This is a genomic window from Vibrio lentus (assembly GCF_030409755.1).
Lineage (GTDB): Bacteria > Pseudomonadota > Gammaproteobacteria > Enterobacterales > Vibrionaceae > Vibrio > Vibrio lentus.
Genome location: NZ_JAUFQE010000003.1, coordinates 35,225 through 57,059 on the forward strand (window position 1 = coordinate 35,225; position 21,835 = coordinate 57,059).

Here is a 21,835-nt window from a genome sequence, read left to right on the forward strand (position 1 = left end):
GGTCCTCAATCACTGGGGGTTTCAGAGCATGGGGTTACGATGGAAGCCAATTCCGTCGCCATGTTTTGTTGAATACGGTGAAGAAAAGGGATGATCTGCAGCGCCGTCTTATTTTGCTTGGCATAATCAAGCTGGATAGTGAGGGAAGACGCAGAAAGGATCACCCCAATCCCCAAGGCGTAAATTCGCTGTGACTGATCGCCGAAGTTGGGTAAGCCCGTGGGAGTCGGTACCTCAGCCACTAAACCTTGATAATCAAATTGATTTTTTCCGCGATCTATGATGTTTAACACCCTATTGGCGGGTGCGGATGCCGGCATCTGGCGCGGATCCAGCAACATCGCCTTGTCGATTTCTTGGCGATTCACTTGAGCGGTTGCGTTCAAGTCGGCCTGCGCGATCAAAGACAGCTGGCAGGTTTGAGATAGCCAGCCCACAATCTCTTGCTGCTGCTGCTGACGGCGGCCCGAGCAAACCAGTTCAAACTCGAACTCGGGTTGGCCAAACGTGTCATAATAGGCCATCGCCAGCACCGACATCAGCGTCTCTTCGAGTCCCAGCCCCAAGCTAATTGCAAGCTTTAGCTCGTAATCAGGAGAGTGAAATCGAAAGCTGACGGCGCGTGTTTCGGTCTCCTGATTGAGTCCAGCCATCATTGGCTTAGATGCCTGGCTATGAGGGGACCGCGGTTGAGAGCAGAGTGAGAAATTCTGCTGGAGATGGCGAATGAAAGAGCTTCGGGTGATCTCAGGGTGACGCGGCCGATCATGCTTCAGTTGGGCTAAACGATGAAAGAGCTCGTTGGTCAATAAAATCATGCTTTGTCTGTCGGCAACGGTATGGTGAATGAGAAAGCAGAAACGGCTGATGGAGGCGTTGTTTGTTGTGAAGGCGATAAACAATACAGGCGAGCTGAGTTGACCAAAGGAGGCTCTGATCTGTGCCAGCGCCTGATGGTGTGCTTCGTCGGTGTGCTCCGACACAGGAATGACCTCAAAACATCGGCTAAGTATGGCTGGTCGGGTGTGGGCGGTGTAGTAACGACCATCGTCACTGATGGTAAGTGTCAATCCATCGTTGTTGTTCACGATGGCCTCAATGACCTCACCCATGGCCGATAGGGCGACGGGCGTCGATAAGTGGTAGATCGGTGAGGCCAGCAGCCATTGATCCAGATCAGACACTTGTTGAGTGAGGAGGTGCCATTGTGTGGGATTAGTCGCAATCCGTTCAGATAACATGAAATATTCCGTTTACAATTCGTTGATGAGTTGTGAGATATCGCAGTCCAAACTATGAAACTTCGATAGATAGAAATCCAAACTTGTCCCCAGTTCATCGACTGTGGCGTGCTTGTGTTCTAGGTAACGCTTTATGCCTTCTGTACCACACAAGTGAGCGGCGGCCAGAACCCCAGACCAACTGAGGAGCGGGGTTGCCTGGATCATGGATTGCAACTTGCTGAGACCAAAATGCTCAAGGAGCACGGCTAAATGGAACTGTTGTGAGGACTTGAGTATCGCATTCTGAGCCGATGGCGTGGTCAGCGTTGAAAAGTCGGTGACGCCCTCCTTACCCGTGAACACGCCTTGCCACTCGTTAACATGTGTCACACGCAAGGGCCCATAGGGTCCCTGATGAAGGCGTCGAGTCGTGCCCTTTGACCAGAGCTGCTCGTTCGCGAGGTACGAGTAGTGCTGGGGGCGCGCGGTACTCTCGCCCGCAACGGCCACTCGTTTAGGTTTGTAGTAGCCCAATGTCATCATAAGCTCTTCGCCAAACTGGTAACCGACAAATCCCCAGGGGTTGATAGCCTGATACGCCAGCGCTTGGAAAGAGTGCTGATCGCTGCCCAGAAAGGCTTGCTCTATTCCTAGGTTGTGGAAAAACTCCTGAACTGTGATAGTGGCCTTCATCGGTGTCCCGGTTTGCCAATGTCGGTGTAAGCAACCGGGCCTGGCACACCGGATATGTTGGATAACCGGTCGGTGAAAGTGCTTGCGATAGGATTCATATTGCGTTGAGTTTACACCAGACTCAAAAGACAACAGGTGCTTGTTGAACTCATTCTCCATGATATTTCTCTCTCAAGTGCTTCATGTTGTCATGCCAAATTTTGGCGTTCAGCTTGACTTGTTTTAGGTAGCTGGCAAAGTCTTCAACATCGTTGACGAGCGTAATACCTCGGGAGACATTGAGCAGCAACCCTTGCCCCTCACGGGTCATGCCAGATAGAATCACGCCCTCCAAATCGCCTCCTTGGGCACCGAATCCCGGAACCAAGAACGTAGTGTTGGGGTGTGCTTGTCTCAGCTGGGCCAGTTCCTCAGGGCTGGTTGCCCCCACGACGAACAAGGTTTGTGCTTCGTCAAACTTGGCTAACACCGCGTTGGCGATCGATTGGTATAGTTTTTCACCATTGGCGAGTAACAGAGCTTGAAAGTCTTTCGAGCCGGGGTTAGAGGTTTTGACCAACACTACACAACCTCGGTCCTGGTAATCGTAGTAGGGGGCGAGAGTCTCCAGTCCCATGTAAGGATTGAGTGTGACCGCATCGACGTCATAGCGTTCGTAAGATTCGAGCGCATAGTTGCTGGCCGTCGAGCCAATATCGCCTCGTTTCGAGTCCAGGATCACCGGAATGGTCGGGTACTTAGATTTAATGTAAGCGATGGTTTGTTGCAGCTGTTTTTCCTGTCCGATGGCCGCATAGTGGGCAAACTGGGGTTTGTAGGCCGCGGCATAATGATGGGTCGCATCAATGATGGCTTTGTTGTAGGTAAATATATCATCGCGAAAACCGTAATAACTCAGGATTGCCTTGTCCGGATCGAGGCCTATGCACAGAAAGGACTGTTGTTGTTGGATACGGTTGGATAGCTTTTCGTTAAATCTCATGTTGGATGTGGTCCAATGCTAGGTTTAATAGTTTCGCTTTCGTCATGGTGCCATCTAGGGTGGAATACTGAGGGGGGAAGACGTCCAGTAGCGTCTGCCTGACCGACTCCATAAACTCGATGTTTTTTTCTTCGAATTTGGCCGTGCTGCCGTCCCTCGCGCGCACTCGTTCGCACGCGACTGACGCAGGCAGATCGGTCAGGAAAGCGAAATCTTCTTCCATCACTTGAGCGTTGATTGCTTTGACAAAATCGATGTCCACCCCGCGGTGTTTGAAATACGCCAGAGCAGAATACACATACCGGTTACAGAGCACCCAGGTGCCCGATTCTAGGGCTGGTAAAATGACTTTTTCGATGTGCTCTAATCGGTCGTAAGCGGACAGTAACGCCATCGCTTCCATGCTGATCCCACGAACACCTGTATCCAGGTAGGCGCGGACATGATGGTCATTGCGATACCGATCGGAAGGTTGTTTGGTTTGGAGAACGTCGATTCCTTGCTCCTGCAAGCAATGGGCAAGACCCTCCTCAAGGGTTGTTTTTCCTGAGCCGTCGATCCCGCAGATGACTATTAGCTTCCCTCTGTTATTCACTCGTAAGTTCCTTTGTGGCTTGGGTTAGGAGATCAATTTGTTGTTCGACTGATAGGGCCGTTCTGGGGACGGATTGGCGTGCCTCGCTGTGAAAAATCACTCGCGTACTTGGCTTGGTTGGGGCACCGGTGATCATCAAGGTGATGGTCGCCTGATTGGTTTTTCCGGAATGAAACGTGTTTTTGTGGCAGTAATGAAAGGTACCCGTATTGACCATGTACTGGGAATGGGCCATCAGGCGTGTTGAGCCAAGGTTAGTCTTAGTTTTGACCAGTCCAGAGCTCGCATCGGACACCTCATAAAGCGTCATGTCCTGAGACGAGTCCAAGTCGGTGGCCGTCTCCCAGTTGGTAAATGTCATGCTGCCACTGATGATGCAAGAGACGAAGTGCCAGCGGTGATTATGGATATTGGTGTCCTGCGAGCCAGCTGGCCAGAAGTGCAGTCTGATCTGCAATTCCGTTTGGCTATCTTTGAACAGAGAAATCTTGAAAAAACCATTCTCGTGCACAAGACAACTTCCAGTCGGATATTGACTTTGTTTAACATGTTCTACCGTCGAATTTAATAATTCACTTGGCGTGATTTTAGATATTAGATTGGAAATTTTTAACCAGAATGGAGAAGATGGGTTATTTATTTCATGCTCTGACTTTTTATGTCTTATTTCTTCAATAAGATTAGTTAGTATATTTGTCATGTATTTGTGGTCACCATTTTTTTAATACAGCTAAGAGGGGTTAAATATAATAGATCAATATAAAAACCTTAAGCAATAATTAATAATTTAATCAAGATAATTATTAATTATTAATTATTAATTAATTTTTCTGTCAACCTTTATCATAGATTGTTAATTATATTTTTAATGTTGTGTAATAGTATAATAACCACAACCAAATAGTTAAATAAAATTTGGTTGTGGTGTTGTTGAAAGAGTTTGTATTAGTGTCTTTTTAAGGCTAGTTAATGATTGTAAGGTAATAAAATGTTAGATGGACAAGGTATCTGTTATATGGACAACGCATCCACATCTTATCCCAAGCCTAATTTGGTTCATGAACGGATCAGTTTTCATACCAAGTATGGCTGCGGAAGCTTCAACCGTAGTGCGTTTGATGTTACGGATCAGGCTAATTCTATTCCTGACGTTACTCGCGGTTTACTGTCCGATTTAATAAAATGTAAACCCGAAGAAATATATTTTACGTCAGGTGCGACAGAATCACTGAATTACCTTATATTTGGTTTTCTGAATAAAGGTGATCACGTCATTATTTCTCCCTGTGAACATAATTCTGTTACTCGACCACTTAATTTTCTGAAAGAAGAACGAGATATTTCAGTAACGACTTGTCACGCCTCTCTACAGTCAGGTTTTGACACTCAGCAAATAAGTGAACTGCTCCAGAAAAATACCCGGCTTGTTATTATTAACCATGTGTCAAATGTGCTAGGCATTGAATCTCCGCTCGCTGAAATCGGTGTCATAGCTAAACATCACCCCGAGATCATTTTTGCTGTCGATGCATCTCAGTCTATTGGCAGTATTCCTATCGATGTCAGTCAAAGCCACATAGATTTTCTCGCTTTTCCCGGGCATAAGTCCTTGCTCGGTTCATCGGGTATCGGTGGGTTCTATCTCTCGCACCAGTGCAAATCAAGGTTGAAACCCATTAAGTTCGGTGGGACGGGGATAAAAAGTATTGAACCTGTGATGGTCGAAGAGGGGCCGCACAAATTTGAAGTGGGCACGCCAAATATGTTGGGGATTGTGGGTCTGCGTGGTGCTCTGGAGCATTTGTCCGCGAAAGGCATCCGGGCAATTGAAGACCACATTAAATCGCTGACCCGCTATTTGATCGACAGATTGGAGGGCATGGACCACGTCGTGACTTACCTGCCCGGATCGTGCACGCCCCATGGGGTGGTGACGATAAACGTCCCACCCTTGTCACCCAAAGATCTCTCTTTGATTCTGCTGCAGGATTTCAACATCATAACCAGAGACGGGTTTCATTGTGCGGTCAGCGCCCACAAAATCGCCAACAGCTATCCGCAAGGCAGTGTCAGGATCAGCATAGGAACCATGACCACCACTGAGGATGTCGACTATTTCTGCGACAGTCTCGAATTAATCAAGTAAGGAGTTGCAATGAGAGTACCTGCCAAGAAATGGCCTAGGAAAACGGGCATTATGTTTGCCGTGGATGTGAAATCGAAAGCCGAAGCGTTTCGTATTTTAGATCTGATCAGTGATGATGTGGATGTGATCAAGTTTAACTACCCGCTGATTCTTAAAGAGGGGCTCAGCGTGATCACCGACATCAAAGCGCGCTACGGCATTCCTGTCTTTGCGGACATCAAGATTGCCGATGTCCCGGTCACCAACGACAGAATAATCCGATTGGCCGCCGAGGCGGGTGCCGATGGGGTCATGGCGCACGGCTTTATCGGGGTGGACGCCATTCAGTCAATGCAGCAGGCCGCCCCAGAGACCAAAATTTTCCTGATCACTCAACTGACCAACCCGGGCGGACTGGATTTTTCGGCCTCTTTTACCCAAGACTTTGCGGAAATGGCAAGAGGTTTGGGACTCGACGGCGTCCAAGCGCCGGGTAACCGCCCAGAAGTGGTTGCACAAGTGAGAGATCTCGTGGGGCCGGGTCTGACCATTGTCTGTTGTGGTGTTGGGGCGCAAGGCGGTAAATACGGCCATGCGATCGCGGCCGGGGCGGACTTTGAGATCATTGGTCGTGCGATTTATCAAGCCGAAGATCCCGTGGAGACAGTCAAACACATCAAAGCCGCAACCCAGCAAGCGCTCAAAACCTACGAAGCTAAGACGTTGTCTTTGGCCTAAAAAAAGAGTGCCAGTTGGCGATCCGTTATTGGTGAGGAAAAAACGTGAACATTGATAATCCAATCAGTCATCTCGCTGAGCAAAAACAGATTGTGCTTCATGAATATTGTGCTGAACAATCCAGCCTGGCGACCAAAATGCATCTAGAGGGGACGGTCCGATTAGCTCAGTTAAAGGACCGGATGGTTACTTTTGGTTATCATCCGGTCCATTTTACTCGTCTCAAACGACTGCAAGTGCTAGTTGATGGCATTTCATTTCATGTCAATGAAAGCGGCGTGATCAACGCCAATAGCATCTCCTCTCCAGACGTCTTTCTAACCGTGATGACAAAAGTGGGTGAGATGATTTCCCCCTGCATTGAACCCAAAGTCGTGGCCTTTTGATACGCACGTCGTTCAATAAAATCAACCATCCGACGGCGTTCGACATGATGGTCTTCCCCTTGATTGTTCAGGGGGTATTGACCGCGTCACTGTCATACTTTGACCTGTTACTACTAGCCAAACTCGGCACAGAAGAAGTGTCTGCTGTCGCCTTATCTGGCGGGATTCTGATGGTGCTGCTGTCGATTCAGATCGGTTTTGCGCAATCAGTGATCGCGTTGAAAGGCGAAGAGGATGCCGCCAACGTTAACGCTTTTTATCTGGCCTTATCGATGGCAACCCTGCTTTCGGTATTGATGGGTTTCTCGCTGTGGCTGAACATCGAGGTGATTGTCGACGCAGTGGTGAGTAAACCGGCTCTCAACACACTGGTCTCGACCTATCTATCGTGGCTCGTATTCTCTCTCCCCGTGACCCAAATGACCCTATGTTGTGGTTTTTTTCTGCGCAGTTATGGCAAAACCAAGGTCACATTAACGGGTTTTTTGATTGAAGTGCCCATCAATGTACTAGTGTCCTATTGGCTGATCTATCCTTCGACGATGGGGATTGAAGGTGCCGCTCTCGGGAGTCTGATTGCCCGCTTTGTCCGGTTGCTCTGGATGGGCTTTCATACGGTCAAACATATTCACGCACGACAAGGTCAGACAACTGCGTCCATTGACCGGCGAGTGATACTGAAAAAAATATCGGGTCTGTTTGGCACGTCCTTTGCCAGTAGTGTTGGGGGGAGCGCGGCGTCGGTATTTCTTTATGCACATCTGGCCCGCCTGCCAAGCGAGACATTTGCGGGGTATTCAATGATCATGAGCATTCAGGGCATGGCCTTAACGGTAATGAATGCGGTGGCATCAATGATTGCTGTCATGGCTAAAATGGACATTAAAAACGACCCTATGTCTGTCGTAGTGTCCTATTCTCATGAGATTGACTACTTTCTCCGCGTGTCTATGGTGTTCTTTTTCTTCGCTTCTATCATTAGTGTATCGGTGTCAGGTATAGCTCTGGATCTGATGCTGAGCAGTACTTTAATCATGGTTTCGTTAGATCTGGGGATGAAATCACTCAGTAGCTATTTTTCTGTGTCTTATCTCAAGGTGTTTGGCTTTCATCGTGTAGCGGTGACATATGAAGTGCTCGGCAGGTGTTTTTTGCAGTCGTCGATGGTTTGGCTGCTAGTGGTCGTCGATATCCGACAGATTATTGGGTATGTCATGGCCGTGGTAGTCGCAGAAACACTAACGTTGTGCTTACTAAGAAGAGCTTTTGAGCAAAGGAAGATAGAGGCTCGCTCACGTTATCAAGGTGGTAGATTTAACCGTTAAGATAGCACCCCAGTCTAACGCGTCGAAAGACATTGGTAAGAATGTGTGCTAACACACTAAATGCAATGATCTGCACCATTAATACTGGACACCAAATTAAGGGACTTTCCATATCTGTAGTTATTCATGAATTGCTAATATTCAAAATTCAGTAACTGATTTTTGTCCAGCACCTTACTGGCGGGACGACGTAACTCAGAAATGCCCCATTATTGGTTTCGCCAAAAAAGCCTACGTTATCGGTCGAGTGAATTTTGACCAAATATAACTAATCTGACACCCAAAACTCACAAAGTACGAAAAATGGGGGTCATTGTGCTGTTCTTGACCCAAATGAACACGCTGATTTTTGCCCTATAAATCGCTCTGAAATCGTTATAAATTTTTAAGACAGTATGGAATTATATCGCTTGATTAAGCGTCTAAAATCTTCGCTAAGAGCGTTTGACGTGCTTTAAGGGCTGTTTCTGATAGCAAACCCACAGATTTTACATAATAGGAATAATAAACACCGACTTTTGTAGGCACGCGTTGCGAATCACTCTTGAACAATTTGTTTGGCTTTGAGCCAAATGGACCCTACAACTTTCAGCAACCACTCAGGGTTGTCTAACGCTACATCATGCCCATCTATTTCATTAACTATTACCCGAGCACCCCACTTCTTAGCCATCGCTTGAGTGGCATTAGAATTCACAAGCCCATCATTTAACGAAGCAACAAAATGTAGTTCACATTGTGGCCTCGAGACTACGAACCCAGTAGCAGCTCTCAATTGTCGCCAAAAATTTGCAACACTTATCGGATATTTTTGACCGTGGTTCGCCCACTCGTTGACTGTCTTTCGATTAAATGGTTGGTTCGAAACCATCTGATAAATCGCACCTTCTCGACTCAACGACGACGAAAACAAAGCTTTCACAATTCTTAAATAGTTTCGTGGCAATAGTCTTTCGTAAAAAGGGCTAAAGTCCTTTGCCGTTGTATTAACGCAAATGACTGACTCGACCTCCTGTGGGTATAATTCTGCCCATTTAAGACCTACCATCCCTCCCATTGAAACAGCTAAGATAAGAACTTTCCCTTGACGATTGCGTTGATTTCTAACACTTTCTACCATTCCTGAAATGGTATTTGGAGATATTTCCGAAGACAAATAGCCATTGCCGGGAATATCAATACAACTAATTGGGCAATCAGGAAAAATAGTGGATAAACGCTCCGTGAAATTACCCCAATGATAACTTCCTCGAAATAAACCTCTTAGTAATATTATTTCAGTAGTCATACCAAAAACCTCTCGGAATCCTAACGCTTTCTCTACGGCGAACGGCCGTATTTACACGTTTATTTATGCCTATTTAATCTTTCATGGTCAATTTGAAATCAAAGACTTAAACCGATTTTTGAATGTTAGATGGCTGCATGTCGCTTAATGTGAGGAACTTAATTTAACGTAACGTCACTTAGTACGCACCTAACATAAACCAATACTTTTGCTAGTGTGATGTTACTCATCGCACTAGCTCTTCACAAGTAAATTTGCCATACCTGTAGTTATTGATGATTTTCTAATTTAGCAAAAGCACTGGCAAGGTTTTGTCCAAAAGCTTGCTAGACGATACTGATGTATCGTTATACTTTTCTATGAGGTGTTGAATTGCTTGTATTTGGTAATCCCTGCTAACAAGCCTCTCATTATAGGAAGTTACTTGCCGGGATCGTCAGCACCTTACTGCGTGCTTCGATTCACTTGTTTGTTAAGTTGATACTTCAAATATTCAGGTAGAGAGCAAACGCTCCCGAAGGAGCGATCGTAATCATACTAGATTGAGTCTGTGGTTGGACTCTATTTCATCAAGGAACGATGGTTCGACACCTACGTCTCTTGCTATTTCTCGCCATGTTGTCACGGTGGCATGAACCTCACTTAAAATAGCTTCTGCCTCACCTTGTAGTGATGGAGGTACGACTCCTAGTAAGTCTTGTTTGGTAAAATTGTCTCGCTTACCGTTGATCGACATTTGATGGCTCTCTACCCAAGGCGATCCGGGTTTGTAGCTATATGCTAGATCGAATGCTGGCGCGAGTTCCCACTTGTTCGTACTATTGATAACGAATCCCCAGTTTTTTGTGTGGTCATCGTGGTTGCGGGCAATCACGTTAAAGGCCATGCGTCTAAACACTTCAAGTGCTGATAGTCGATCAAGTCTCAGTGAGCGCAATAGGGTGAAGAGTTCCTCATAACTGTAACCGCCAGGTTGTTTGAAATCTGCGTGATCCATAGCGCATAAAGATTGATAATGCACTTTTTCGTTTCCAACGCGGTCAAATCGTTTTGTCATGAAGTGAGCACGCCCGTTTTCTTTTAATAATTCACAATGTGAGATATTGATGCCGGCTTTTTTGGCCATTAAGTAATAGGCATATTCCATTAAGCCGAAGCCTTTAGGATCACCAAATACCTCACTAGTGGATGAGCGTTCGACAACGCCATCAAACTTTAATAGGAAGTGTTCGAAGCCTTTGGGAGCATTTACCTGACCTGAGCGTATTTGCGTGCGATCTGAGTTGACTGCGATAACCGCTTTAGCTCTAGCACCGCCAGCTGAGGTGCCGACTTGAAGGATGCCAGTTAAGGCTTGCTCCGCTTCCTGCTCATTGATGATGGTTTCATCTAGGTTGTTTCTTTCGTCAAGGACGAGTTGTGCCATTGCTACAAGTGAGTCGAGTTTAATTGATTCATCTTGTTTTTTATTCGTGTCAGCTAATGCGGGTGTGTACTCAAGAGCTCCCATACCTCGTGAACCGGTATAGAGCAGTCTTTCCAATGCACTGAAAGATTGTGGGTCTCGGCCCTGGCGTGCAAGCCAGGCATTGATTACGGCATTACCAAAGTCATCGGGTAGAGTATCTGCGAAGGCTGCAGGTAGGCCTTTATAGGTTGGATAATTCAGAGTGGGAAAACTAAACGCGCCAGCCTCAAGAGGGAGTCTTTGTGAAATGGCAAACCCAGTTTTTAGCCACTCATCGAAGTATTCAAAGCTAACGATTCCGGTCGTAGTATCTTCAGCTAGAGCGCCGACATCTTTACCGAATATACTGACTTTTGCTGTGTCGTATTTCTTGCCTACCAATCTAAGTCCTCCTCTTTAGGTTGTTGTGGCGTTGAGGCCAGCTTTACCCTTTGGCGTACTTTCCCTTTCATTTTGAGAAGTTGTACTGGGCTAATTCCAGGGTCTGGTAGGAAAGATTCAATGCCTTCCAATGAATCTAACACTCTGAGTACCTTGATGACGTTTATTAGGGTTGATCTACCCTCTATCATATTTTGGTATGTTGACCGGCTGATTCCGGCCTTTTTAGCTAACTGTGCTTGAGTAAGTGACGAACGGTGATCGAGTCTTCGTCTTTCGATTCGACGGCCAAGTTCACTGATCAGTGCTTCATCTGACATTGCGTATATATTCGACTTCATCATAATGACCTAAAATTCAATCGTTAAGTAATTTTAATATAGATTATGACTTAAAAAGCAGTCATTACACAGCAATGATAACAAAAAATATCAGAGCATGTAATGCCTTTAAAAACGGTCATAGTGAGCATTTATAACACGTAGTGAACGTAAAAAAAGGCATTAAGAGTGCGATTGGTGTTTATTATGCAAGAAAAAGCCCCGCATGCGAGGCTATTAATCTTAATCTATTAGGGTGCCGTTTGGTGATTCGTCGTAATAGAGAACTCTGAGTAGCTTGTGCTTCTATCTGACTTAACTTGTTTTCCCGCCCGATAGTTGTGTCCTAACCTTCACATAAGTCGCTTTGTAACACAGTTATGTCCGTGCGACCTGAAGTCGTATGAAGCGTTGTTCACCGCTTAACGAGTGAACCGTCTGTATCACCAGATGAACCTACGAGCCTGAATAAAGCAGCGGCTCGGACAATGTAACGAAACTTGGCCGTTGGGCTGAGTGGGAAAAGAATCGTGAGAGGACGTTCCTCCTGAAAACCACAATTCGGGTAAGTGCTAGGGAGTCAGTATGATGAACGTATGTGAATCCATTCAAGGTGCGTTATATGATGAAGCAGCGGAAGTGGTTAATACGCTGTGGCCAAAAGGCAATGAGAGTTGGAAAGAGGTTGGACAGTACTTTTTCGTGGTCGCCGCACTCTCCGCACTATAGTGGGCATCTAACCTGACATTGCGCGACATACGGAACAGGGTAAGCCTGTATCACTCCCTTTGGGAAAGCCTTTGTGGCCGATAGTGATGCAGGTATAGGAGGTCGGAAAAAGCGAAAGCTACATTGTAATGATGCAGATACAGACTTATGTCTGATCACGAAAGTGAGCCCACTTCCGACTGGTCTCCCATTGCGAGAGAATTTGAAGAACTTTATTCAAGGAGAAAAGCAAATGATGGTCTCGAAAGAGATTAGTGCATCTTCTGACGGCGCTCAATGGCAGTCCATCGACTGGAAATCCGTTGAAGCGCACGTATTAAAGCTTCAAATGCGTATCGCAAAAGCAACTAGAGAAAAGAAATACGGTAAGGTGAAGTCTTTACAGTGGCTCTTGACTCATTCTCGTTCAGCCAAGCTTCTTGCGGTTAAACGAGTCTCTCAGAATAAAGGCAGTAAAACGTCTGGAATAGACGGTGTTATCTGGAACACAGATGCACGCCGTATGAAAGCAGTCAATCAACTGAGTCGCAAGGCTTACTCTGCAAAACCACTCAAACGTATCTACATTCCCAAAAAGAACGGTAAGCTCAGGCCATTAGGCATTCCATGCATGATTGATAGAGCGCAACAAGCTCTATACCTTCTTGCATTAGAGCCTGTGTCCGAAACGTTTGCCGACCTCAATAGCTATGGGTTTAGGCCAAATCGCAGCACGGCTGACGCGGTCAGTCAGTGCTTCAAATGTTTGGCTCTAAAGCGATCAGCGAAATGGGTTCTTGAGGGAGATATTAAAGCTTGCTTCGACAAAATCGGGCATGAATGGCTTATGAACAATATCACGGTAGATAAACGTATGTTAGAGCAATGGTTAAAGTCTGGCTATGTGGATAAGGGACTGTTCTACGATACCGATGAGGGTACACCTCAAGGTGGAATAATCTCTCCAACTTTGATGCTAATAACTCTCGCGGGAATAGAGCAACAAATAAAATCTACAGCCCTGAAAAAGGGTGCTAGGGCCAACTTTATCGGTTACGCGGATGATTTCGTGGTCACCTGCTCTTCAAAGGAGGTGCTAGTGAATGATATCAAACCGTTGATTGCTGACTTTCTGGCAGAAAGAGGGTTAACCCTCTCCGAAGAGAAAACGAAGATCACTCATATTGATGATGGCTTTGACTTTCTGGGCTTCAATCATAGGAAGTACAAAGGGAAATTGCTCATTAAACCGAGTAAATCCAACACGTTGTTATTCTTGAGAAATCTAAGAGAACTCATTAAAAAGCACGCAACCATCCCTGTTAATGACCTTATCAAATTGATAAATCCGAAACTCAGAGGATGGGCGAGTTACTATCGCCACTGTGTTGCCAAACAAGTATTCGGGTATGTCGGCCACAAAGTATTCCAAGCGCTATGGCACTGGGCAGTTAGACGTCATCCAACTAAGTCCAAAGACTGGATTGTTCACAAGTATTTTCTTAATCGTAAAGGCCAGTGGCAATTTCACGGTTGGCAGAAAATCATGAACATGGACTGTCACTTCAATCTGTTCCAAATAGCGAAAGTGCCCATCGAGCGACACGTAAAAATCAGGAGTGCAGCGACCCCTTTTGATCCTCAATACCAAGAATACTTGGCGAAGAGAAAACCCAAAAGGCTAGCCCGCAACTCTTGGAAAGAACCTGTCCCGACTGCGTTATAAGTTGCTGGGTATCAATGATGCCTTAGTGGAGGCTTGAGCCGTATGCAGTGAAAGTTGCACGTACGGTTCTTAGAGGGGCGGCACTTGGTAACAAGTGTCGTCTACTCGACAGAGGTGTTCTGGCGGGGGGGGGGAACACGAAAATGCCCCAAAGTGAGCCAGAGAGGGATGAACTCAGATTCAAACTCAGGAACTTGTCTTACTTTTCCTCATGCCTAAAGTTCTAACTTACTAGACCACTAGAGACTGATCTTCAAACACAATTACGCACGAATACGTTGTTAAAGTGTTTTTAAGCTATTGAATAGTCGATAACTAAATGGAAGTTCTTCAGTGATAACGTGCCTTGAATTGGAAGCAATGTGTGTTTGCACGGTTTGCACCTGAAAAATCGGATTTATACTGCATTATATTCTTATTTTTCATTTGGTTAAGTGATGTTCTTGGGATGCAGTGAAAGTGTGAATTCGTGCCTGCACGATATTAAAATGTTAGGCGATTTGAGGAAAGTATGGAAGCAGTAATATATCAAGAAAGGCTCAGCGACTTTAAAGAAATTGAAAAGCTTTTGATTGAGTCAAAAGTTTTGCTCAATCCCTATGGAATTGATTCTGACCATGCATATAAACTTGAAAATTATTTATTGAACAGTAACCAAAAGGTTAGCTGTTTGCTTGATAGAAATATCGTCTCATATTTAATTGACTTGGTTAAAGGTATTAATTTGTCGCCAGACTTTGAAGCAAGCCGTTGTCATAGGCTGACCGCCGCTCTTCAAGCCTTTTTCAATGCTTCAAACATAAAATCTGAACCGGGTCTTTCATATCATGAATACATTGAGAACTCTTCTGTCGAACGTGCAGATGAAGAGCTAAGCTATTTCCGTTCAGCAGATAATTTGGATGCAAATTTATATTTGGATATTGCCTTAAATAACATTAACTCTATCCCCTCTGAAGTTGCTCCTCGCTATCAAACAGGCGAGTTGGCTAACTTTGATACAGAATGCCGTGTCAAAGCTTTTGAGTTCAATATAGTCGTCATCAAAAAGGGGCTGAGCATTCGTTCTAAGTGCAAAAACGATTATGAAGCTGTGAAGTTATTATTAGAATGGATGTTTGAGGAGTATGTGTTTTGTGCTCCTGCATTTTTCTTCATGGCGATATATTTTAGTGGCGAGAAAGTTCCTAAAATGCTCAAGTCTAACTCAATGAAAAGCGTCAGGAATGCTGGTTGGGATTTAGCACTACTTCAGCACTGGCTAACATTAGCTAACAAAGATCCTGAACAGTTGTGGCTACTGGCTAGTATGGACAAAGCTGTTGCCAAAACAGCAAATATGATGCTTCCTCGCTCTACTGAAGAGCCAGAAGATTACTTTGACAGGCTTGAACAGACATTCTCTACTATGTGGGGGAAGAAATATGGTCATGGGAGTAAACTTTTCCAAAGGTTTCGTTATTGGCAAGAAAATGCGAACAGCCCTAAAAGAAAAACTAACCTTCCAGAAAATAGGACATCTGAGTATATGCTGACTTTGAGAGAGTCAGTGCACGAGGAGTATCTGCGTGCAACAATCGCCTAACAATAAATTCAAGCAGATTCGTAACGCTCAGCATTTTTGCTTTGAATCAGCTTAAGTGTTTACGGCACAATGGTTTAGGTGGGTGGTAGCGTTACTCACTACTTAATTTGGCGTTATGTCTCAAGGATGGAGAGCAATGCAAGGATACAAAGTAAGCACAAACAATGAAGGCCTCGACTTTGAGTTTATCTATAAATTTATTTCACGTAGTTATTGGGCTTCTGAGATTCCAAGAGAAACTTTGAAAAAGGCGATATCAAACTCTTTTTTGTTTTGGTGTTTTTACTGACACTGGCGATCAAGTTGGCTTTGCTCGACTCATAACAGATAGAGCTACATTCGCTTACCTTGCGGATGTGTTTATTGACGATCGTCATAGAGGGAGAGGTCTGAGCAAGTTGTTAGTGCAAACGATAGTCGAACACGCTGATGTAAAAGGACTCCGTAGGATGGTTTTGGCCACTAGGGATGCTCACGGGCTCTATGCTCAATTCGGTTTTAGACCAGTAGAAAATCCAGAGATATTAATGCAAATCTGGCAACCGAATGTCTATCGTGACCAAGAGGCATAACAAATAAGGATTAAGGTGTTGCGTAGCCAACACTAAATCCCGAGTGTTGAACAAGCCTGAAGCCACTTTATTAAGCAAATTATTCGATGATGGTCGAGGGACATTGCGCCTTGAACTGGTCTATTAACGCATGGCACCAAGTTAGTGACTTTCCATACTTGTAGTTATTCATGAATTGCTAATTTAGCAAAACCACTAACACAGAAATGCTCAAAAATGTTTCAGGACCACTTAGAGGTTGCACAACGAGCCAAAGAAGAAGGCTACCATAAGGCAGCCTTTTTTGTTTGTATGCGAAAGTGTTAGTGCTATTCCCCCGGGGCCCGGATGATAATAGGCTGTTAAGTATCGGTGACGCTATTAATCAAATTAGTTGCGAGTGCTCTTAAACAGATGAGTGCAACAGTTAACGCTTTTCCATTACTAACGCAACTCTACCTACAACCCTTACTTCATCTTCTTCGATTGTTAGAGTCGAACCGTTAAAGCTGATAGCTAGTTTTTTGCCTGGTAAACGTTGAATTTCATTTAGAGACAACAGCCCATCCATGTCTACTAGGTACGTACCGCTTACTGCTTGATGGGATTCTTTATTTATAAGGAACGTAGTAGTTCCATCTTTAATTGCCATCACATTGATAACGCCAAGCTCGTCTAGGAGAGCTTTATCGAATGCAAGTATCCCTTTCCCAACCAATTTACCGTCATCAATAGAGAAGCAGTCTATATCGAAGAGAGTCTTCGATCGATAGATTGTGATGATAAAAGGAAAAGGCTGGTAGTACCACTTGGTAAATCGCGTCAAACACATCTTGATATGGGTTGGAAGTGCCCTGCTTTTTAGATTTGGTTGTGTTAGCTAATTGGGTGAACTTGATAGTGATAGTTCTTCAACTCTTCACTTGTTTGGCACAACTCAAATGTGAAATAAGGCTGGGTGACTAAGCACTGAGTGAACCTGTCTAATTCATTCGTATGTATAAACAGCGAAATGGGTGCAATCTGACGGTTTTCATTATCGAAGCAGTTATCGATATGTGCTCTGTCGATATAAACAACGTCCATTTCCTGTTTAGGGGTCTCTTCAATAAGTTTTGTTTCTAATCCGCTCTTCTCAAAGCGTTCTAACAAGGCATAAAGCTTATCAACGTCGTTTTGACTTTCTATCGCTGAATATTGAGATAAAACGCTTTCTAAGTGTTTTTCGATTGAGCCAAACTTATTCTTCATCAAACAAACCGTTTTAAGCTTTTTCTTGATAATGCTATATCGAGCTTGTTTGATTTTTGGCTTCAAGAAGTCAATGATGATCTTGTTTCGTTGCTCTTCTTTAACAAAGTGACTGGCAATGTTTACTTTGAAGTAAAGGTGAAGAAGAGTGTTTTCGAAGGTCGACTTAAGAAGTTGATGGTATGAATGTTCTGACATTGTTCACATGGACTATTTATTGGTGAGGGTATCTTATCATGAAAATAGCAAGGCTCTATGGCAGAAAGCAAAGTGACGTAACTTGCTAGTTGTTCGTTGTAATGCTTAAACCGTGTACCCATCGTAGTCACAATATTTTCAATTTTAGGACTCGACTTTGATTCTAGTCTTGAGGTTAGGTTAAACAACAGGTATTGGTTGGTGAGAAGCCTAATAACTTAATTCAACGCGGCTGGTGCCATCTTCTTTAGGTTTTTTACAGCCTTGATATTATCGATTAGTAACGGATGGATAACTTTTAATGAAAAGTGTATTACCTATGTAATACATTGACAGGGCTATGTGCGGTTATTATTGTGTATTACACATGTAATACATGAGGTGTCTACTATGAAAACAAAGATCATCAGCGCAGCGAACCAAAAAGGTGGCGTTGGAAAAACCACGACTCTTGTCAATTTAGGAGCTGAGCTTACACGAAAACGAAAAGTGTTAGTCATTGACCTTGATCCTCAAGGGAACTGCTCCAAAACGTTAACCGGACAACGTGATTTTAAGTTTGAAGAGACGGTTGCTGCTTTGTTTGATAAGCCTAAAGTTGTGTCCATTGTCGATTTAATTCAACCTGCAAAGCTTAATGGGAACTCCATTGAAAACCTCTATGTTGTTCCTGCTGATGTTCAGTTGTCACGTGTCATCGAAACATCACTGACAAAGATTAATCGTGAACGAATTTTAGAGAAGCAATTGGCAAAGTTAGGTGATACCTATGATTTCATTCTTCTTGATACCCCACCAAACTTATCCCTAACGACTCTCAACGCAATCCAGGCCTCAGACCTTATTTTGATCCCTATTGATTCAGGTGCATTTTCATTGGACGGCATTAGCCCTTTACTCGAAGCTGTCTCTGAAATTAAGGAGGATGAAGGTAATTATCTGATCCTGAGGAACGAGGTCGACTCAAGAAACACTATTATCAATGAGTTCATTGATGAGGAATTGGAGGTAGTACAAGATAAATTGTTACCAGTATCTGTCCGTCGTTCTGAGCATGTCGGCCAAGCTAATGCCGTTTCTTCTCCTGTGCGCTTTTATAAATCGGGCTCTCTTGTTAATAACGATTACCGAAAACTCGCTGCGTTTCTTTTAAATTTAATGTTATACATAGGTAATACACATGAGTAAGTTAAAGACACGAGGAGCGATAACAGTTATCTCCACTCACAAGAACGAAGGCTCAAGTAAGTCGACTGGAATTACGACTGTCAAAAAGAAAGTGACGACATCTTATAAGGTGCCTCCTCTGACTCTTAGAATGTCACTGACTGATAAAGAACGGATAACTGATTGGGTAGCAAATCTGCAAGAGCAGACAGAGAGAAATGTGTCTGCAGCAAAACTGTACCGAGCCTTGGCTTTATATCGAGACAAGATCGATGATGAAGATCTCATTGAGTTGATCAACAAAATGAATTAAACATGTATTACATATGTATTACATGTCTTATCTAAAGGCTCGTTATAGACTTTAAGCGATGTCATAGGGCCTACCTCGGACTTAACTTCAAACATTGATGAACATGACACTTGAAGAGTCTTGTTACCTGTTCTGAGCCTCATTTCCTTGTAAAGACAAACACTTTAAACGTGTCTTTATCACGATTCTTATGTTGCCTTAAGGGGCACCCTGCGGGCTAGGCCCTGACTGTCCTAAGAGCCTTAGCGCCTTGTCGTTCCCTCCTCGTTGATCTCTCTGTCTTTGAATAAGTTCGAATAAGGGCTTGTTTTCTTATGCGCCGATTTCTTTCACTCGCCTCATTTTCGGGTTCGCAGGCTGTTAACCGTCTCTCCCCACAACCTGTTTTTCAAGGGAGGCTTCGCCGCTGCGCGCCCTTGCAAAGCAGAACGATGTTGAGAGAGCGGACAGCCAAGCGGCTCCGAAAAGTGATACTCAAACAGAAAGGAAACTCTCATGGCGCAACAAAACTCAACCCCAACTCTCTCTAATTCAAATTCATCGACCAGCGTTTCGCCGCTGGGGCACGAAAGCTCACCAAAAAATGATATCTCTAGTCCTTTGGCAGTATTGAAGTTGCGCTATCAAGTCAAAAAGTGTCGTGATGAGGTGAAAAGTAAGTCTGATTTTGTCTCCAAAATCCAGCGTTTGAAAATGTTCAGTCGTCGTCAGTCGCCAGAGCAACTGGCTGATATCGCCGCGTTAAAAGACCAAGGGTTCGTTGACGCTATCAAGCAGCAGTTTCCGCAATTGGTGTCGCGTCGTTTTGCTTTCCATGAAATCCGTGACTTTTTCATCGAATTAAATGGCGCTGGCTTTGGTGAATGGTTTCTTCACGAGCGAGTGGATCACATCATTATGTACACCACTTACGGGTCTGTGTTTCCAGCGTTGCGCTTTGTGACAACGGGGGAGGGAACGTTTAAGTGCTCAGGATTTTGTTTCGATGTGCGTTTTGGCGCTTAGGGGGTCACATGACAGTTCGTTCTACGGTATCCGCTGACATATCCATGTACGTGATTTGGGTGAATTCAACCGACTTTTACTCCACCGTAAAGGCCGTCAAGGTTCATGAGATTTTGGTGAATGAGTTTGGGTATACCGACTCGTTAATACTAGAGGAAGGCAACCGAGGGAAGGGGGTGAGTATCAGTGTGTGTGATAACACTACCACCATTAAGCAGATGCGAGAAGACTACGCCTACGCCAAGAAAACGGAAAGGACGATAGAAACCACCTCCGAGCATCGCGAGTCGGCAAAGGCTTTACTCTCTTCTCTGTATGACGACTGAAGCCTGCTTATTGTGTAACGTCATCAAACACTCATAAGAGAAGGTCATTAGTGTGTCTGGATTTTGTTTCGATATTCTAGCCGTTCGCGGCATTCAAACGGGTTGTGTTTTTCGACGAGCAACGCCTTGTTCGGCCCTGTACTAAGTGGTCAACGTTATCGAGTGTGTGAGCACGTTTAGGTTCTTTTATGACAAATATGAGCACGTCGTCAGAGGGGGAGTCCTTGGTTGAGGGGGATGCGAACATTCGGTGTGCAATCATCCAGTCAAGTAAACCGAGAAAAACGCTCGTCACGAGCCGGCATTAATATCGAGTGGCGCAAGTCGAGTAACCAGCAGGGCGCCCTCTTGGTGGGGAAGGGACCTTTCTAACTGGGCGACGTGCTTTGGGTTGAGGTACTGGCTTAGGCTGTCCTTTTGGCTTGCTGTCGCGACTTCCTTTAAACCGTCCCATTTGAGAACCCTCGCGCTAGGGAGGCTTCGCCGCTGCGCGCCCTTGCGCTACAGAACCTGCAACTGGGTACGGACAGTCAGACGCTCACCAAGACCGAAAGGAAATACCATGTCAGCACTTGTTCAATACTCAAATGTTTCGTTATTCACATCAGAAGAAAAGGGCATCCTTGACCAGGCCGCAAGCATTCTCAAATCCAAACTGTTTATTTCAGAACAAACGCCATTAACCTCGCCTGAATTGGTGAAATCGTTCTGCCAAACGTCCTTGGCCGCTTGTGAGTCTGAAGTGTTTGGGATTATCTTCCTCGATAATCAACATCGAGTGTTGCGCACCAAAGAGATGTTCTACGGTACCGTTAATGCCGCTTCGGTCTATCCGCGTGAAGTCGTGAAAGCGTCGCTGGCCACGAACGCGAGTGCCGTTATTCTCTATCATAATCACCCGAGTGGTGCGCCAAGAAGCGCATATGTAAAACGCAATGTAATTGCTTGATTTCAAGGAGTAATCAATGATTAGAAACGCATGCAACTTCCATTAGGCTGGCTGTTGTGTGAAGCCGTTTTGACAATGTGGCTGACATTTCCCCTACGAAATGGAGAGCTGCTAATCAGAGTCTTGCTAAGACTACGAAAGAAACTGATGTTTGACGCCTCGAAGGTTGGACTGTCTGTTATGAAGGTAGGGACAAGACAGAGTCACTGGATCTCCACCTATGACGGGGGGAGAAATCTCGCTTGGATAGAGACTGAACGCTCCTACAGAGATACGAGTTCAAGTCTCCCAGTGACGAGCACGGCGACGAGCCGTGCAAGGGGTACAGTCAGAGTCTAAGGCAAGATGGTGACGTTACATATGTGAACTTGGGAACTTTCTATTGTTATCTTGGCAACAAGATCTGGGAGCCTGAACCTACATGCAATTAGAAAGGGCGGAGCCTTCGTAGTAGTCCGAGGTTAGGAAAGCTAATCACATGGCGAAGGGAGGCAGTTTGACAAAACGTTTGTAAAAGTGAATTAAGCAGGAG

21 protein-coding genes and 2 pseudogenes are annotated in these 21,835 nt (G+C 44.8%); 13 read left to right on the forward strand and 10 right to left on the reverse strand.

The window, feature by feature from the left end; translation table 11 throughout:
* Positions 1 to 5: 5 nt before the first annotated feature.
* The 5 genes from QWZ07_RS25470 to QWZ07_RS25490 form a co-directional block, all read right to left on the reverse strand.
* Complete coding sequence (locus QWZ07_RS25470) at positions 6 to 1,241, reverse strand: hypothetical protein (RefSeq protein WP_192854603.1); 1,236 nt, start codon at positions 1,239 to 1,241, stop codon at positions 6 to 8.
* A gap of 12 nt (positions 1,242 to 1,253) precedes the next feature.
* Positions 1,254 to 1,916, reverse strand: a complete 663-nt coding sequence (locus tag QWZ07_RS25475) for a hypothetical protein (RefSeq protein WP_192854601.1) — start codon at positions 1,914 to 1,916, stop codon at positions 1,254 to 1,256.
* A 148-nt stretch (positions 1,917 to 2,064) separates the two neighbouring features.
* Positions 2,065 to 2,898, reverse strand: coding sequence for an orotidine-5'-phosphate decarboxylase (gene pyrF / locus QWZ07_RS25480; RefSeq protein WP_192854599.1), 834 nt, complete (start codon positions 2,896 to 2,898; stop codon positions 2,065 to 2,067).
* Positions 2,888 to 3,493: a dTMP kinase gene (tmk, locus tag QWZ07_RS25485; protein ID WP_192854597.1), complete on the reverse strand. Its 606-nt coding sequence runs from the start codon at positions 3,491 to 3,493 to the stop codon at positions 2,888 to 2,890. The genes pyrF (QWZ07_RS25480) and tmk overlap by 11 nt, the downstream gene beginning before the upstream one ends.
* Entirely contained in the window at positions 3,486 to 4,193 is a 708-nt protein-coding gene (locus QWZ07_RS25490; RefSeq protein WP_192854595.1) for a hypothetical protein, read from the reverse strand. Before QWZ07_RS25490 ends, tmk begins: the two co-directional genes overlap by 8 nt.
* Positions 4,194 to 4,481: 288 nt before the next feature.
* On the opposite strand from QWZ07_RS25490, the gene QWZ07_RS25495 reads away from it, so the two are divergent.
* Genes QWZ07_RS25495 through QWZ07_RS25510 form a run of 4 tightly spaced genes read left to right on the forward strand, consistent with a single transcriptional unit; the run spans position 4,482 to position 8,067 of the window.
* Entirely contained in the window at positions 4,482 to 5,639 is a 1,158-nt protein-coding gene (locus QWZ07_RS25495; protein WP_192854593.1) for an aminotransferase class V-fold PLP-dependent enzyme, read from the forward strand.
* A gap of 9 nt (positions 5,640 to 5,648) precedes the next feature.
* Positions 5,649 to 6,356, forward strand: coding sequence for an orotidine-5'-phosphate decarboxylase (gene pyrF / locus QWZ07_RS25500; protein ID WP_192854591.1), 708 nt, complete (start codon positions 5,649 to 5,651; stop codon positions 6,354 to 6,356).
* Between the two features lie 44 nt (positions 6,357 to 6,400).
* Positions 6,401 to 6,742: a hypothetical protein gene (locus tag QWZ07_RS25505; protein ID WP_192854589.1), complete on the forward strand. Its 342-nt coding sequence runs from the start codon at positions 6,401 to 6,403 to the stop codon at positions 6,740 to 6,742.
* 44 nt (positions 6,743 to 6,786) lie between these two features.
* Positions 6,787 to 8,067: an MATE family efflux transporter gene (locus tag QWZ07_RS25510; protein ID WP_192854587.1), complete on the forward strand. Its 1,281-nt coding sequence runs from the start codon at positions 6,787 to 6,789 to the stop codon at positions 8,065 to 8,067.
* A gap of 538 nt (positions 8,068 to 8,605) precedes the next feature.
* On the opposite strand, the gene QWZ07_RS25515 is transcribed toward QWZ07_RS25510, so the two are convergent.
* The 3 genes from QWZ07_RS25515 to QWZ07_RS25525 form a co-directional block, all read right to left on the reverse strand.
* Positions 8,606 to 9,355 (reverse strand): alpha/beta fold hydrolase, encoded by a 750-nt coding sequence (locus QWZ07_RS25515; RefSeq protein WP_192854761.1) that lies wholly within the window; start codon positions 9,353 to 9,355, stop codon positions 8,606 to 8,608.
* Positions 9,356 to 9,887: 532 nt separating this feature from the next.
* The gene (locus tag QWZ07_RS25520) at positions 9,888 to 11,204 is read right to left on the reverse strand and encodes a type II toxin-antitoxin system HipA family toxin (RefSeq protein ID WP_261891713.1); all 1,317 of its coding nucleotides are present in this window, start codon (positions 11,202 to 11,204) and stop codon (positions 9,888 to 9,890) included.
* Positions 11,198 to 11,545, reverse strand: a complete 348-nt coding sequence (locus tag QWZ07_RS25525; RefSeq protein WP_225998621.1) for a helix-turn-helix transcriptional regulator — start codon at positions 11,543 to 11,545, stop codon at positions 11,198 to 11,200. Before QWZ07_RS25525 ends, QWZ07_RS25520 begins: the two co-directional genes overlap by 7 nt.
* Positions 11,546 to 12,109: 564 nt before the next feature.
* On the opposite strand from QWZ07_RS25525, the gene QWZ07_RS25530 reads away from it, so the two are divergent.
* From QWZ07_RS25530 to QWZ07_RS25545, 4 genes and pseudogenes are all read left to right on the forward strand, one after another.
* Complete coding sequence (locus tag QWZ07_RS25530; RefSeq protein WP_192854745.1) at positions 12,110 to 12,253, forward strand: hypothetical protein; 144 nt, start codon at positions 12,110 to 12,112, stop codon at positions 12,251 to 12,253.
* Between the two features lie 232 nt (positions 12,254 to 12,485).
* Positions 12,486 to 13,958, forward strand: a complete 1,473-nt coding sequence (gene ltrA, locus QWZ07_RS25535) for a group II intron reverse transcriptase/maturase (RefSeq protein ID WP_192854744.1) — start codon at positions 12,486 to 12,488, stop codon at positions 13,956 to 13,958.
* A 511-nt stretch (positions 13,959 to 14,469) separates the two neighbouring features.
* Entirely contained in the window at positions 14,470 to 15,543 is a 1,074-nt protein-coding gene (locus QWZ07_RS25540; RefSeq protein WP_192854688.1) for a hypothetical protein, read from the forward strand.
* A 136-nt stretch (positions 15,544 to 15,679) separates the two neighbouring features.
* Positions 15,680 to 16,115 (forward strand): annotated as a pseudogene (locus QWZ07_RS25545) (GNAT family N-acetyltransferase).
* Positions 16,116 to 16,521: 406 nt separating this feature from the next.
* Here QWZ07_RS25545 and QWZ07_RS25550 read toward each other — a convergent pair.
* Both QWZ07_RS25550 and QWZ07_RS25555 read right to left on the reverse strand, forming a co-directional pair.
* Positions 16,522 to 16,860: pseudogene (locus tag QWZ07_RS25550) on the reverse strand (S24/S26 family peptidase); the annotation flags it as partial.
* A 110-nt stretch (positions 16,861 to 16,970) separates the two neighbouring features.
* Complete coding sequence (locus QWZ07_RS25555) at positions 16,971 to 17,543, reverse strand: DUF2913 family protein (protein ID WP_171762994.1); 573 nt, start codon at positions 17,541 to 17,543, stop codon at positions 16,971 to 16,973.
* A gap of 390 nt (positions 17,544 to 17,933) precedes the next feature.
* On the opposite strand from QWZ07_RS25555, the gene QWZ07_RS25560 reads away from it, so the two are divergent.
* From QWZ07_RS25560 to QWZ07_RS25580, 5 genes are all read left to right on the forward strand, one after another.
* The gene (locus QWZ07_RS25560; RefSeq protein ID WP_192854690.1) at positions 17,934 to 18,731 is read left to right on the forward strand and encodes a ParA family protein; all 798 of its coding nucleotides are present in this window, start codon (positions 17,934 to 17,936) and stop codon (positions 18,729 to 18,731) included.
* Positions 18,724 to 19,023: a hypothetical protein gene (locus tag QWZ07_RS25565; protein ID WP_192854692.1), complete on the forward strand. Its 300-nt coding sequence runs from the start codon at positions 18,724 to 18,726 to the stop codon at positions 19,021 to 19,023. The genes QWZ07_RS25560 and QWZ07_RS25565 overlap by 8 nt, the downstream gene beginning before the upstream one ends.
* A gap of 495 nt (positions 19,024 to 19,518) precedes the next feature.
* Positions 19,519 to 20,028: a hypothetical protein gene (locus tag QWZ07_RS25570; RefSeq protein ID WP_171350126.1), complete on the forward strand. Its 510-nt coding sequence runs from the start codon at positions 19,519 to 19,521 to the stop codon at positions 20,026 to 20,028.
* An 8-nt stretch (positions 20,029 to 20,036) separates the two neighbouring features.
* Positions 20,037 to 20,354: a hypothetical protein gene (locus QWZ07_RS25575; protein WP_192854729.1), complete on the forward strand. Its 318-nt coding sequence runs from the start codon at positions 20,037 to 20,039 to the stop codon at positions 20,352 to 20,354.
* A gap of 562 nt (positions 20,355 to 20,916) precedes the next feature.
* On the forward strand, positions 20,917 to 21,303 hold the full coding sequence (locus QWZ07_RS25580) for a JAB domain-containing protein (protein ID WP_261891726.1): 387 nt from the start codon (positions 20,917 to 20,919) through the stop codon (positions 21,301 to 21,303).
* Positions 21,304 to 21,835 lie beyond the last annotated feature (532 nt).

Bases quoted from the DNA above. Each gene is read 5' to 3' on its own strand.
- QWZ07_RS25470 (WP_192854603.1), bottom strand. From the start codon at position 1,241: ATGTTATCTGAACGGATTGCGACTAATCCCACACAATGGCACCTCCTC.
- QWZ07_RS25525 (WP_225998621.1), bottom strand. From the start codon at position 11,545: ATGAAGTCGAATATATACGCAATGTCAGATGAAGCACTGATCAGTGAA.
- QWZ07_RS25475 (WP_192854601.1), bottom strand. From the start codon at position 1,916: ATGAAGGCCACTATCACAGTTCAGGAGTTTTTCCACAACCTAGGAATA.
- QWZ07_RS25555 (WP_171762994.1), bottom strand. From the start codon at position 17,543: ATGTCAGAACATTCATACCATCAACTTCTTAAGTCGACCTTCGAAAAC.
- QWZ07_RS25565 (WP_192854692.1), top strand. From the start codon at position 18,724: ATGAGTAAGTTAAAGACACGAGGAGCGATAACAGTTATCTCCACTCAC.
- QWZ07_RS25530 (WP_192854745.1), top strand. From the start codon at position 12,110: ATGATGAACGTATGTGAATCCATTCAAGGTGCGTTATATGATGAAGCA.
- QWZ07_RS25570 (WP_171350126.1), top strand. From the start codon at position 19,519: ATGGCGCAACAAAACTCAACCCCAACTCTCTCTAATTCAAATTCATCG.
- QWZ07_RS25560 (WP_192854690.1), top strand. From the start codon at position 17,934: ATGAAAACAAAGATCATCAGCGCAGCGAACCAAAAAGGTGGCGTTGGA.
- QWZ07_RS25580 (WP_261891726.1), top strand. From the start codon at position 20,917: ATGTCAGCACTTGTTCAATACTCAAATGTTTCGTTATTCACATCAGAA.
- QWZ07_RS25495 (WP_192854593.1), top strand. From the start codon at position 4,482: ATGTTAGATGGACAAGGTATCTGTTATATGGACAACGCATCCACATCT.
- QWZ07_RS25490 (WP_192854595.1), bottom strand. From the start codon at position 4,193: ATGACAAATATACTAACTAATCTTATTGAAGAAATAAGACATAAAAAG.
- pyrF (WP_192854599.1), bottom strand. From the start codon at position 2,898: ATGAGATTTAACGAAAAGCTATCCAACCGTATCCAACAACAACAGTCC.
- QWZ07_RS25575 (WP_192854729.1), top strand. From the start codon at position 20,037: ATGACAGTTCGTTCTACGGTATCCGCTGACATATCCATGTACGTGATT.
- pyrF (WP_192854591.1), top strand. From the start codon at position 5,649: ATGAGAGTACCTGCCAAGAAATGGCCTAGGAAAACGGGCATTATGTTT.
- ltrA (WP_192854744.1), top strand. From the start codon at position 12,486: ATGATGGTCTCGAAAGAGATTAGTGCATCTTCTGACGGCGCTCAATGG.
- QWZ07_RS25515 (WP_192854761.1), bottom strand. From the start codon at position 9,355: ATGACTACTGAAATAATATTACTAAGAGGTTTATTTCGAGGAAGTTAT.
- QWZ07_RS25540 (WP_192854688.1), top strand. From the start codon at position 14,470: ATGGAAGCAGTAATATATCAAGAAAGGCTCAGCGACTTTAAAGAAATT.
- QWZ07_RS25510 (WP_192854587.1), top strand. From the start codon at position 6,787: ATGATGGTCTTCCCCTTGATTGTTCAGGGGGTATTGACCGCGTCACTG.